The organism is Psychrobacillus sp. FSL K6-1415, assembly GCF_038003185.1.
GTDB classification, from domain to species: domain Bacteria; phylum Bacillota; class Bacilli; order Bacillales_A; family Planococcaceae; genus Psychrobacillus; species Psychrobacillus psychrodurans.
The window spans coordinates 3858421-3871726 of sequence record NZ_JBBOOQ010000001.1; the positions used below are offsets into that span (position 1 = coordinate 3858421).

Consider the following 13306-nt stretch of genomic DNA (forward strand, 5'->3'; position numbering starts at 1 on the left):
AGAGATTTGTATTCCTAACTAGGCAGAGATGCGTGAGATGGATAAATTTCCCTTTCCGCAAGTAAATCATCATCCAGAGCAAGTAAACAAACAGCGAACACAAGTAACTTATGAATTAAAGCAAGTAACTGCCCGATGAACGCAAGTAACTGGCATGCCAAAGCAAGTAAATGGTTAAGAAGGTTAGATCTTCGCTTAATAATTATGGGAAAATAAACAAAAGAAGCTACTCAATCCTTAGACAGAGTAGCTTCTTTTGTATTAACTTGAAATTTCACGAAAGTAGGAATCTATAAATGGCACAAGATAGTCAATCACCGCTTCATCTGGATTGAGCTTCGGATGATGCAATCCATAAGGTGATTCAACTCCAGCCCAAAATAACAGTCCCGGTATTTCTTGTAGGAAATAACCAAAGTCTTCGCCAGTCATAGCCGCATCACATAAAATGGCATTAGTTGCAGGATGCGCTTCTGCAAATGCCAAAAACTCGTTCGCAAGTACCTCATCATTTTTAACTTGATAATAGGACGAACCATAGTTTATTTGAACAGAGCATTCAAAAGCAATTTCTGCTGCTCGACAAAATGCCTCGATCTTCTCTTTAATAATTGTCATTGTTCCTGCATCCATTGTACGAATAGTTCCCTCTAACCTAGCATGTCCAGAAATTATATTCTGTACTGTTCCAGAGGTGAACTTCCCAATCGTAAGTACTGCGGGATCCATTGGATTGACAGAACGGCTTACAATTGTCTGAAGTTGCAATAGTAGCGTAGCGGCCGCAACAGACATATCTCTGGCTTGATGCGGAAATGCTGCATGCCCCTCCTTACCAATGACATTGATAAACAATTCAGATGTATTGGCAAATAACAAACCTGGGCGCGTAGCTACAGTACCAACAGGGAATTCTGGTGCTACATGAAAGGCAAATATTTTATCAGGTACCAAAGCTTGTTGCTCTTCTTTCAGCCATTCACGCATTGGGAGAGCACCACCCGGACTTTCCTCAGCTGGTTGAAATAGAATAACTGCATGATCTTTTATAGGGTTTTCTACTAATTTTCTTAGTAGCCCCAGTGCCACAGTCATATGCATATCATGACCACAAGCATGCATTTTCCCCGGATGACTGGATTCAAAGGAAAGCCCAGTCACCTCTGTTATCGGAAGACCATCGATATCCGTTCTCCAGCCAATCGTTTGTGTAGGTTCGGTTCCTTCTATTTTCACAACTATACCTGTTTTCCAAGTAGTAATTGTCAGTCTATCCTGTGGAAGTGTACGAATTTGCTCCAATAAATAATTTTGTGTTTTTACTTCTTCAAAACCTAATTCAGGTATGCGATGTAAATCTCTCCGAATATCTTGTAAGGTTTTCATCAGCTACCAACTTACAACTGACGTAATTCTTGCATGATTTCCGTTTTTGATCTTGTTTGATCATCAATTTCTTTAATCACTTTTGCGGGTGCTCCAACGGCAACCGAGTACGGTGGAATATCCTTCGTTACAATTGCACCAGCAGCTACAACTGCTCCTTTACCAACTCTACAACCTTCAAGAACTACAACATTTGCACCAATTAGTACATCATCTTCAATAATGACAGGAATTGCAGAAGGTGGCTCAATTACTCCTGCTAGCACTGCACCAGCACCAATATGACAGTTTTTCCCAACAGTCGCACGGCCACCCAGAACTGCACCCATATCAATCATCGTACCTTCTCCAATAACCGCACCAATATTAATAAGTGCCCCCATCATAATTACACTATTATCGCCGATACTAACTTGATCTCGAATAATTGCACCTGGCTCAATACGTGCATTTATCCCCTTCAAATCTAAAAGTGGAATAGCAGAATTACGACTTTCGTTCTCAACTACTACATCTTCAATTTGATCTTTATATTCATTTAAAACGGATTCGATTTCAGACCATTCTCCAAATAATACTAGGGAATTTCCTTCACCAAAAACTTTTGTATGTTCTCCGAAAGAAATCTGATTTATGCCGTTTCCTTTTATGTATACTTTCACCTGCGTAGATTTCTTTGCATGCTGAATATATGAAATAATTTCGTTTGCATCTAGTTGTTTCATTCTCCATACCTCCTCAAATATGTATCTATTCTACAGTAATTTTTATTAAAAATCACGAATTAAAATTCATTTTTCAAAATTTAACCAACAGTAAGTTATTTTGAAGCTAGTGAAATATTATTGATGATAAACTTCCACGATAACTTTTAACTTACTAGATAGTATTATGCAGATTTCACCAATTATTATCAAATTATCAGAAAATACAGAGAACATGTTGTAAATTATCAGATTAATAATATAATAATATTAATCTTCTATTTTTAAGTACTACAATTTTAAGCATTTTTTCTTGTAGGTACTTTCAATTGAGTGGGAGAAATAATTATTTTGGGGTGAGAAAGTTGAAGAAAAATCAATTCAGGTTTTTAGCTTTACTTCTCGGCATGATATTATTACTCGCAGCTTGTAGTGAAAGCAAAAAAAATATTGCAATTGGTCCTCCTGCCAGTGAAACAAATTCAGTTTCAAAAATTATCTTGGATGCCTACGGTCTCGAAGAAGGAGATTATAATGAGCATCAAGAAGGATTTGGAGATGCTGCTGACGGTGTGCAGGATGGAAACATTGACATTTCAATTGGAATTCTAGGACTTCCAGCCGCAAGTATTGAAAGCCTCCAAGCCTCCTCTGGTGACGTTGTGATGATTAGCCTTACTGATAATGCCATCAAGCATATTGAAGCTAATAGCGGATATAGACGTCATACAATTCCTAAGGACACATACGATTTTCTCGAGTCTGATGTCGAAACTGTTACTGCATATGCAATCCTCATGGCTAATACAGATACAATTAATGAAGAACTTGGTTATAATCTAACAAAAGTTATGATTGAAAAAGCAAGTGAAAATACACATGCTCAAGCTAAACAAATGACCTTAGAAAATGCACTATTAGGTTCAGAAGGGCTTCCCATCCATCCTGGAGCTAAACGCTATTACGAAGAACAAGGATTAACAGTAGAAAACCCAGTTGCTGAACTTAGTGCAGATGTAAGTGATGCCAAGAACGAATTTATCCTTGGTACCGGTAGTCAGGGTGGCACTTACTATCCTTTAGGTGGTGAAATGGCAAGCATTTGGAATAAAAATATTGATGATTTTAACGTGACAAACACCGAAACCGGAGCATCTGTTGAAAACTTATCTAGTATCCGAGATGGACATATGGATCTAGGGATGACAGTACATGTACCAGCATTACAAGCAATAAATGGGGAGGCTGCATTCGAAGGACACAAAGTTCCAAACACCGCTTTTATTGGTCATATTTATCCCGAAGTCATTCAAATTGTTACACGCGAAGATTCTGGTATAAAAAGCTTTGATGATTTGAAATAAAACTTCTAGTTTAACTCAATGAATTTAAAAGTGAGGTGGGAAAATGCAGGATAAGCAACCTATTAGTGCACAGGAAATCTTAGAAAAATACGATAAAGAAAATCAGTTCCGTACAAATATCGGTAAATGGGCATGGGTTGTCACATTTTTAGGTGTATCTCTTACTGTGTTCCATCTATACACAGCGTATTTTGGCACTCTTCCCTCCCAGAAGCAAGGGGCCGTACATCTTGGTACCGCCCTTGGTGTTATATTTCTTTTGTACCCCGTTAAAAAAGGGATGCTAAAAGTACAAAAAAGAATTCCCTGGTATGATATATCACTAGCCTTCTTGGCAATGTATGTAACCTATCATAAGATTATTTTTTATGAATCGATTCTACAAAGTCGTATTTCAGGATACAACACCCTAGATATAATCATTTCCTTACTAGGTATCCTTTTAGTACTTGAAGCTACAAGAAGAACAGTTGGCCTCCCAATTGTAATTGTAGCTTCAGCAGCAATCTTGTATGCAATTTACGGAAATTTCGTCCCTACACAAATTCTTTCACACCCAGGTTTTTCAGTTGATCGAACAGCAACCACTCTCTGGTATAAGGAAAGTGGTATTTTCGGAACTCCGATACAGATTTCAGCAAAATTTATTTTCCTCTTCTTATTTTTTGGCGTAATGCTCGTGCAAACAAATATCGGAAAATTCTTCAATGACCTAGCATTCGCTTTAACCGGCCGCTATACAGGGGGAACTGCAAAAACTGCCGTAGTAGCAAGTGCATTACAAGGGTCTGTATCCGGAAGTTCTGTCGGAAACACCGTTGCAACCGGATCCTTTACGATTCCAATGATGAAGAATGCAGGATTTAAACCTGAGTTTGCAGGTGCAACCGAAGCAGCAGCATCTACCGGTGGGCAAATCATGCCACCAATGATGGGGGCAGCAGCGTTTATTATGATGGAGTATCTAGGAGTTTCTTATGGAACAATAATGTTGGCAGCACTTATTCCAGCTATTCTTTATTTCACTGGAATTTTCATTGGGACGCACTTTGAGGCAAAGAAATTAAAAATACACGGTTTACCAAAATCTCAATTACCGTCCTTTCGAAAACTTATGAAAAAAAACTGGTTTATGCTACTCCCACTAATTGTTATCATCGGAACGATTATGTATGGCTTCACACCCCAACGAGCTGCTCTTTTTGGAATTATTACTGCATTTTTAGTTAGCCTTGTTCGCCAAGAAACAAGAATGTCGTTTAGAAAGACTATAAACGTCCTAGAACAAGGTACCAGAGTAGCACTTCCCGTCATAGCTGCTGTAGCAACAGCTGGCGTCATTGCAGGAGTTGTTAGTATGACAGGTCTTGGCTCAAAGTTTGCAGCTGGAGTAATTGAACTTTCGAATGGTTATCTAATTCTTGCTCTATTCTTCACTATGATTGCATGCCTTGTTCTTGGAATGGGTCTACCAACAACAGCAAATTACGTTGTGACCGCAACAATTGCAGCTCCCGTGCTTATAAATGAGTTCGGAGTGGCGCCAATAGCTGCTCATTTGTTCGTCTTCTATTTTGGAATTGCCGCCGACATAACCCCTCCAGTATGTTTAGCTGCATATGCTGGAGCTGGGATAGCAGGTGCAAATCCATTTAAGACTGGAATGATTGCTGTGAAATTAGCGATTGCTGCGTTTATCGTCCCATTTATTTTCATTTACAATCCAATTCTAGTAATGGTAGAAATCGAACCAGTTATGCTAGTATTCTCAGCGATTGCTGCGGTTATTGGTATGGCTGCTATCAGCAGTTCGATGATAGGATATTTTATTCGAAACTCAAAGATTTGGGAAAGATTTATTCTTTTTATAGCAGGTATCATGCTTATCTTACCCGAGATTACTACCACTATAATAGGTATAGTATTAATTGTAGCCATTTGGTTCATACAGCATCGTCGAACAGATGATGATTATGGACTTCAAAGTTTAACAGGTAACATTTCTACGACAAATTAATGGGAATATGCTACAATTCAATTAACAAATTCGAAGGGATGATGGGTGGACAATGATTTAATAATCTTATTTCTTGCATAATATTTGCTGCTTCGTGCAGAACAAAATATTTAGAACGCAAACGGAAATAGGATTAGTCTGCCCATTATTCAAAAAAGTACGAATGATATTCTCTACACTGCAGTGAATGTGTAGTGTTTTTTCGTATATTCTACATGGTCAGCAACATCCTTCCGTATAATTCGGAGGGATTTTTTTATTCCTCCATAGAGGAGTTGTTTGAATGACTTTATTAGGAAAACTAAATAATATTAGCATTACATTTGGGGATAATGAAATATTACAAAACGTAAATGTAGATATACCGGCAAATGCCGTGATTGGAATCGTTGGTGGAAACGGAGAAGGAAAATCTTCACTGCTTACCGTTCTCTTTAAAGAAGCCCTTCCTACTATTGGTAAAGTGGAATGGATTGGAAAATCCCCTTCTATCAGCTACTTCAAGCAGGAAGAAGAGCAATTTGATCAAACAGAATATGAACATGATGAAAGATCCTATTTCAGTAAATGGGCTGTTCCAGAAGAGAGGGAATATGCTCATCTTAGTGGCGGAGAAAAGATGAAAAGAAGACTTTCTCGTGTGTTTGCAGAGAATTCTCAAGTTTTATTGCTAGATGAACCTACTAATCATTTGGATCAAGATAGCTTATCCTTCTTACAAAAACAAATCCTCTCCCACAGTGGCACATGTATTTTAGTATCACATGACCGTTACTTCTTAGATGAGGTAGCAGATTATATATGGGAAGTTGAAAACAAAAACTTGACGGTATACACAGGGAATTACTCGACTTATAGGGATAAAAAAGCAGAGCGGCTACTGACCCAACAAAGGCTATATGATGCTCAACAATTGAAAATACAGCAGGTCGAGAATCAAATTACCGAGCTGAAAAACTGGTCTTCCAAAGCACATGCAGAATCCACCAAGCAAGAATTCAACAAAGAATACTATCGTGTGAAAGCGAAGAAAATGGACGTTCAAATACGCTCCAAAAAGAAAAGGCTTGAACTGGAACTCACCAAAAATACTATAGATAAACCAGGTATAGAAAAAGAAGTGTCGTTTTCCATTGAGGGAAACAAGAAAAAAGGTAAACGTGTCATAGAAGTAAAAGATTTGAGGAAAGACTTTGAGAAAAGAACACTCTTTCAAAATACTTCATTCACCATACTAGCCGGAGAACGCGTAGGATTATTGGGTTCAAACGGCAGTGGAAAATCGACATTTTTTCGCATGCTCTTAGGGGAAGAAAGCTTTCAAGGAGAACTTTGGAAAACCGAATCTATGAATATTGGCTATTTACGCCAAACTGTTTTCGACTTACCAGAAGATCAAACGCCATTTGAATTTTTTGGACCAACCGACTTTAAAGCAAGGGGACGTATCCAAACACTCATGACAAATTTAGGCTTTTCAAAAGAACACTGGTCGCGATCCATATCAACTATGAGCATGGGGGAAAGAGTGAAGCTGAAGCTAATGGAGTTTATGCTCGATCAAAAGGACGTATTACTGTTAGACGAACCAACGAACCATTTAGATCTTCCTTCCCGTGAGCAACTAGAAAAAACTCTTTCTACTTACCCGGGGACCATTTTACTCGTAACACATGATCGATATTTTTTAGAAAAGCTAACGAACAAGTTGCTTGTAATTGAAAATAAATCAATTCGAAAGTTGGAAATGAATTATAACGAGTGGATGCATAAAAACTATGAATCACATCTCGAAAAAGAACTTTTAACATTAGAAACAGAACGACAGGCCGTACTTGGAGAACTTAGTTTCTTAAAGAGTAAGGATCCAAAATATAACAAGCTAGATGTACAATTTAACGAATTAACTAAGAAGATAAATGAATTAAAAAAGGGATAGTTTACAAGGTAGCCCCTCCATAGGGACTGCCTTTATTTTATTCAAAGTTTGTCGTTTTAAATTTTATCTTGGCAATTTCCCGGGAAATTTGTCAGTGTATGTTACCCTGTTTACTTTTCAATGGTAATCACTTTATAATCTAATAAATCTAATAAGAAAAGTAGGTTTTAATATGAGAACAATCCCCAAACCTCTCGTGATGATAAATCAATGGACAATTGTATTATCTGTAATCATCTCGCTTATAACTCAAACTGCATGGATTTTGCTAATCCCATTAGTTGCAAATATATCAAGTTTATTGATAGGATTCCACCCTATACTAGTTGTGGCCAAAAGGTTTTTATCTAAACCCGCCAACCAGTATATACAAGAAGACTATGCGCAACTTCGGTTCAATCAGTGGCTTGCTGTTAGCTTTTTGTTAGTAGCTAGCATCAGCTTTCTATTGAATTGGACAATACTTTTCAATACAGCAGCTATTATGGTCGGTCTAGCTGCATCCATTGCATTAGCAGGGTTTTGCATAGGCTGTTTCGTTCGATTCCAATTTCAACAATGGAACTATCGAAGAAAAAAGTCAGCTTTATAAATCAATTTATAAAGGCATATTAAAAATTGGCTTATATAATACGAAAATAGCCTTTCCTGTTAAATAGGAAAGGCAGTTTATTTGTTTTCGAATCCATTGATGCATTGAGGATCTAAATAGAAAAAATGAGAAAAGTGCAGGAAATCGTAGCTCCCCCATTTGAACTTTCATGACTCCTTCTCACCCCTTACCTATTTCCCTTGCCGTTTCACTTATAATCAGACTAAGCTTTAAACTATTAAACCATTTATCTGACTCACTAACATTCCCATTCAAACCATTTATGTCTTCATGATACTCTAACCCTTCAACGGCACGGAAATCTAATTGTTTTTTAGCCATTCTCCAAATAATCATTGCCCATTCTGCATCTGTCATCATAGCTTTTGAATATCTATTTATAAATTTTGCACTTCCATGCGAAAAAGCACATGAACCAGCAGTTATGTCGACTTCTTTTCCTAGTTCTAGGGAGAATATATGATTTGTTATTTTTTCAGTTTCAATCCATTCTATTGGATGGGAGTTCTTAGCTTTTTCTGTCCTTCCTAGTATTAAATAATTATAGGTAGGTATGTCCTCTACTATTTCTCTTAATTCCTTTGGGTAGCACTTAACCCATGTTAAAATCCTATCAAAATCACAGTAATGATAGAAATCACTAATCCCCCGAAATGCAAGTTTCAATGCTTCCCTTCTTGCATTTGCTACTCCTTTTTTAGGAATAATCTTAACGTTAAATTTACTTTTTTCAATTTCTGTAATTAACCCTCTAGAAGTTTCTTCACTAACAGCAATAAAAAGTTTCGAATAAATTTGTTCTAATTCTTTTTTATGTTCCTTAAAAAGCTCAATACTTTTCCCTTCTGGGTCATGAATTACAGTTACAAGTGCTGTATTCAATAAACAATCACCACCGATGTCGTAATTAGTTTTCCTTTTGTTAGAGTACCCTCCAATTCATTCCATTCTTTTATTTCCATAATAATTAATTCCTACAATAGCAAGTAGGATAACCAGTAAAATTGAGCCAATAAAAACTGGGGTACTTATATTTCTTGTACCAAATTTATTAGCAGCATACTCCCCATCTCTTGTGGCCTTAATATATGTTCCAACTTCCTCCTGTATAGCAATCGCTTTATCTGTGGTTATTCCTTGGATAGAAAAATACTTTGTTCCTTTCTGATAGGAATTTGAGAAATTTCCAGAATAGGTTCCTTCCTTATCCGAATACTTTGTAACATGTCCAATTTCTTTATCCACCTCATTGACCCGTTCGTCCGTGATAACATACACAGAACCCTCCCACACGACGAATGCAAATGACCAATCTGCAAATGTTTTAATAGGAAATAATATATGGACAAAAAGAATAAAAACGATACCAACACGCATTATTTTTTTGCTATTCAAACAATAATCACCCCTATAGAATATCGGACATTCTAACTTCGTCCCTGTTCCACTAACGTTTTATTTTAAAAAAAGGCTGCTTCAAAGCAGAAATCTACTTTAAAACAACCTTCATATCTATCATTCTCCTAAATCTACATTGTGGTAGACTTGTTGAACATCTTCTAAATCTTCAATTGCGTCGATCATTTTCTCGAATTGTGCTTGAGCGTCTGCATCTAAAGCAATATCATTTTGCGCAAGCATTGTTAGTTCCGCGACTGTGAAGTCCGTTACCCCCGCCGTTCTTAATGCTTCTTGTACGGCATGGAATTGATCTGGCTCTGCATAGACGATTACTGCATCTTCCTCTTCTAAAATGTCGCGCGCGTCTACTTCTGCTTCCATCAAAATTTCTAGTACGTCATCAGCAGTTTTACCTTCTAATCCAATAACTGCAGTTGCATCAAACATATAAGCAACTGAACCACTGACACCCATATTACCGCCATTTTTACCAAATGCAGCACGTACATCGGATGCAGTACGGTTTACGTTATTTGTAAGTGCATCTACAATTACCATAGAACCATTCGGTCCAAAACCTTCATAACGAAGCTCATCAAAGCTTTCTTCTGATCCGCCTTTTGCTTTTTCAATCGCTTTATCAATAATATGCTTAGGCACACTGTATGTTTTTGCACGTTCCAATACTACTTTAAGCGCTTGGTTAGATGTAGGATCAGGCTCACCTTGTCTTGCAGCAACATATATTTCACGACCAAATTTCGCATAAATGCGGCTAGTATTAGCATCTTTGGAAGCTTTCTTTTCTTTAATATTATTCCACTTACGACCCATAAGTCCCACTCTCTTTCGCTAAGCTAAATTTTATACTGTAACATTATACATGAAACCCTTATAAACTAGCAAAATAAATACATTAACTTCCATTTATATACTATTGATTTGGGTATAATTCATGCAGGAATGCGATCGATTTTGTAATCATTTCCTTTAAAACATCTTCATTAATATCCTCGACTTTGTTTATATATACGCATGATTTTCCTGCTGAATATTTCCCGAAGCGTTTGAGAGCTTCTTCTCGTGCCGTGTCCCCGGTCGTAATATATAAACTAATCTTTGCCTTTCTCGGTGAAAATCCCACTAAAGGAGCATCTCCTTCGTGACCTGAAGCGTATTTATAATGATAAGTCCCAAAACCAATAATGCTCGGTCCCCACATCTTAGCTTTATAGCCTGAGGTCTGCTCAAAAATTTCTAAAAGTCTGTATGCATCCTCACGTTTCTTCGTATTATCGACTGCCTCTATAAATTCAATTACACTAGCATCTGTCTCTTTCATCTTTGCTTCATATTTAGCCATTTTCTGACTCCTTTCGATAACTACTTTTTATAATAAGCCCGTGACACTAGTAGTCCAACCACTCCCAGAACTATAAATAAGAATGCCTTAATAGCTACAGATACAAATGAAATATCGAACAATATGATTTTCGCTAACGTCACAAACAGAATACTGACACCGACATACTTACCTTGAGGCAATGAAAAACGACTAACTACCATAAATAAGATAGCCACTATAATCCATAAAGAACTAGTAATGACTCGCTCGGCATTGCTACCAATATCCCCTGAAAGTAAAGTAGCAACCATATGCAAAAAGTATAAAATCATACTCGCGATAAATGATACTCCAATATTTATGACAGTTTTCTCTATAAAAATTCTAGATAGTAAATAAACTCCATAAACTGTACCTACTAAAAATACTATCCAGTGTAGCATTTCCCATGATATCCAACTCATAATTGAAAAAGATAGCACATAGTAGAAAGCCACGATATAACTAATACTCAAAAGAATTAGATGTAAAATATGTTTGAAACTTTTATATACAAAGAAGTATATATAGCTCAACCCGATTATCCCTTCAAACAATAAATTATCTAGCTGAAGCTGCATTATATTTAACAAAGCAACTGATCCATTCGCGATAAAAATAGGTGTACGAATAGAATCCTTTTGATATACATAATAACAAATTCCATAAATTAGCGTAATAATTACCATTAAAGCTGTTGCTTCTTTGTCCGTGAATATTATACCTATCCATAAGACAGTTAATAGCATAATTGAAAATAGCGTATACGCTTGTTCCTTTAACATCTGCTTTGTCTTCAAAAGACTAACCAATAAAGCAACATGCTGCGCGAATACGGGAAGCATTGCGATCCATTTATATGCGTCAGGTACATTTGTAAAAATAAAGAAAACTAATATTGCGACCTGTAGGAAAATGACCGAAATATAATATAGTGCCTTGTAGGAATATTTTAAGGCGATCCATAGAAATACTATAAAAAGAACTGTTTCGTATAAAGAAAACAATGGAATATTGGGCAAAGTGCTTTTTATCAGAAATGGAACAAATACGCCCCCAACTATAGCTACAATTCCAATCCCTTGTGAGCGATACTTATAGGTAAAAAATAATCCTAATGCAATCCAAATAAGATTGAAAATAAATGCTACTGTAGGTCCGGATATATTATAAAGCTGATGCATCGCAAAAGTTGTCAACATTAGGATTGGAATAGAGCCACCAAGGAGCATATGCCCTAAATTCTTACGACTTTTTTTAATTTGCCATATACCTAATGCGATTAATACAAAACCAACGACATAACCTATGATTACTTTTACGGCCGGTTGTAAAAAACCGTAATCTGACACCGCTTTGAATCCCCAAATTATTCCCATTATAAATACGACAATAAATAAGGGAGGAAGTATTTTCTGAAAGATTAGTACATCCCATTCAACAGGCTGTTTCACTTGTTGTTGCTGTTTGACAAGTCGCTCGGGTTGAGAGATATTTGGTTTAGTATGTATTTGCTCTTCTAAAAATCGAACTCGTTCTTCTAATTGCTCTATTCTCTTTTCAAGAAGTTCACTCTTCTCCACCCAATCCCTCCTTTTCAATAAGTTCATACTCATACTATTAGACAAATATTGAAAATATCCTTTAAGCTGCACTGATAATTGATCATAAAAAACATGAGGAGTTATCATTTAAATAACTCCTCATGTTCTCTTTTATTTCGGCAATAACGAATTAATTTCATAAATGAGTCAATTTCATAATTACTTGTTTCATTTAAATTGGAGTGGCAGGCGGCGACTCCAGCGGAAACAGCGCGAGCTGAAAGCCCCGCAGGAAAGACATTGGTCGAACTTTGTTTGACCAATGTCTTTGCGACGAGTAACCGCAGGAGCATATGTTTTCGTAGTAACGAGGAGATTGAAGCCGTGCCCGCGGAAAGCTTCCGCCTAGAGCGGAAATCAGCGTTGTTCGGATTTAACTATATAATATTCTTTATGAAATTGATTCAAATAAGTTAAATTTCTAAACCTACTTTTTCACTAGTCGTTTTTTCATAAACTTTAATAGAGCCTCCAGAAGGTCCGTAAGTAATCGTTGAATTTACCCAACCATAGTTTTCATAGTACCCTTCTAAATCACTAGATAAATAAAGTTTCTCATATCCTAGCTGCGCACTCACATTCAATCCATGTTCTAAGAGACTTTTACCAATTGACCTTCCTCTATACTCCGGCTTCACATATAAGCAGGCTAACCAAGGGAACAAATCTTGTCTGCTATTAATGTCATTTCGAAGCAACGCATAAGTACCAATGATTTCCTTACCCTCGATAGCAATATAAAATCTTGGTATAGCATCCTTATCTTTACTTGAATGTCTAATACAATCCTTGTAAAAATCATAGTTCGTTTCATTTCCCCATTGCCCCCAAAATATTTCCACTGATTCATTAAACAAATCAGATTCATTTTGGATATTTAAAATTTCCATATTA

Annotated in this window: 12 protein-coding genes; 4 read left to right on the forward strand and 8 right to left on the reverse strand. The window is 36.7% G+C overall.

Annotation, left to right across the window (positions count from 1 at the left end):
- Positions 1-261 precede the first annotated feature (261 nt).
- On the reverse strand, positions 262-1386 hold the full coding sequence (locus tag MKY60_RS18930) for an N-acetyldiaminopimelate deacetylase (protein ID WP_093495701.1): 1125 nt from the start codon (positions 1384-1386) through the stop codon (positions 262-264).
- 11 nt (positions 1387-1397) lie between these two features.
- On the reverse strand, positions 1398-2111 hold the full coding sequence (gene dapD, locus MKY60_RS18935; RefSeq protein ID WP_340930915.1) for a 2,3,4,5-tetrahydropyridine-2,6-dicarboxylate N-acetyltransferase: 714 nt from the start codon (positions 2109-2111) through the stop codon (positions 1398-1400).
- A gap of 335 nt (positions 2112-2446) precedes the next feature.
- Here dapD and MKY60_RS18940 point away from each other — a divergent pair, with 335 nt between their 5' ends.
- From MKY60_RS18940 to MKY60_RS18955, 4 genes are all read left to right on the forward strand, one after another.
- On the forward strand, positions 2447-3454 hold the full coding sequence (locus MKY60_RS18940) for a TAXI family TRAP transporter solute-binding subunit (RefSeq protein ID WP_418939818.1): 1008 nt from the start codon (positions 2447-2449) through the stop codon (positions 3452-3454).
- 43 nt (positions 3455-3497) lie between these two features.
- Positions 3498-5471 (forward strand): TRAP transporter permease, encoded by a 1974-nt coding sequence (locus MKY60_RS18945; protein WP_340930916.1) that lies wholly within the window; start codon positions 3498-3500, stop codon positions 5469-5471.
- Between the two features lie 283 nt (positions 5472-5754).
- Positions 5755-7410: a ribosomal protection-like ABC-F family protein gene (gene abc-f, locus MKY60_RS18950; RefSeq protein ID WP_340930917.1), complete on the forward strand. Its 1656-nt coding sequence runs from the start codon at positions 5755-5757 to the stop codon at positions 7408-7410.
- Positions 7411-7582: 172 nt separating this feature from the next.
- Positions 7583-8002, forward strand: coding sequence for a DUF4395 domain-containing protein (locus tag MKY60_RS18955; protein ID WP_093495705.1), 420 nt, complete (start codon positions 7583-7585; stop codon positions 8000-8002).
- Positions 8003-8182: 180 nt separating this feature from the next.
- On the opposite strand, the gene MKY60_RS18960 is transcribed toward MKY60_RS18955, so the two are convergent.
- The 6 genes from MKY60_RS18960 to MKY60_RS18985 all read right to left on the reverse strand — a co-directional run bounded on the left by MKY60_RS18960 (position 8183) and on the right by MKY60_RS18985 (position 13302).
- Entirely contained in the window at positions 8183-8905 is a 723-nt protein-coding gene (locus MKY60_RS18960; RefSeq protein WP_340930918.1) for a hypothetical protein, read from the reverse strand.
- Between the two features lie 57 nt (positions 8906-8962).
- The gene (locus MKY60_RS18965) at positions 8963-9418 is read right to left on the reverse strand and encodes a hypothetical protein (protein ID WP_269915795.1); all 456 of its coding nucleotides are present in this window, start codon (positions 9416-9418) and stop codon (positions 8963-8965) included.
- Positions 9419-9538: 120 nt separating this feature from the next.
- Positions 9539-10258, reverse strand: a complete 720-nt coding sequence (locus tag MKY60_RS18970) for a YebC/PmpR family DNA-binding transcriptional regulator (protein WP_093495707.1) — start codon at positions 10256-10258, stop codon at positions 9539-9541.
- A 100-nt stretch (positions 10259-10358) separates the two neighbouring features.
- Complete coding sequence (locus MKY60_RS18975) at positions 10359-10787, reverse strand: DUF1801 domain-containing protein (protein WP_241598060.1); 429 nt, start codon at positions 10785-10787, stop codon at positions 10359-10361.
- Between the two features lie 20 nt (positions 10788-10807).
- The gene (locus MKY60_RS18980) at positions 10808-12499 is read right to left on the reverse strand and encodes a DUF2339 domain-containing protein (RefSeq protein ID WP_340930919.1); all 1692 of its coding nucleotides are present in this window, start codon (positions 12497-12499) and stop codon (positions 10808-10810) included.
- Between the two features lie 326 nt (positions 12500-12825).
- Entirely contained in the window at positions 12826-13302 is a 477-nt protein-coding gene (locus tag MKY60_RS18985; RefSeq protein WP_340930920.1) for a GNAT family N-acetyltransferase, read from the reverse strand.
- Positions 13303-13306 lie beyond the last annotated feature (4 nt).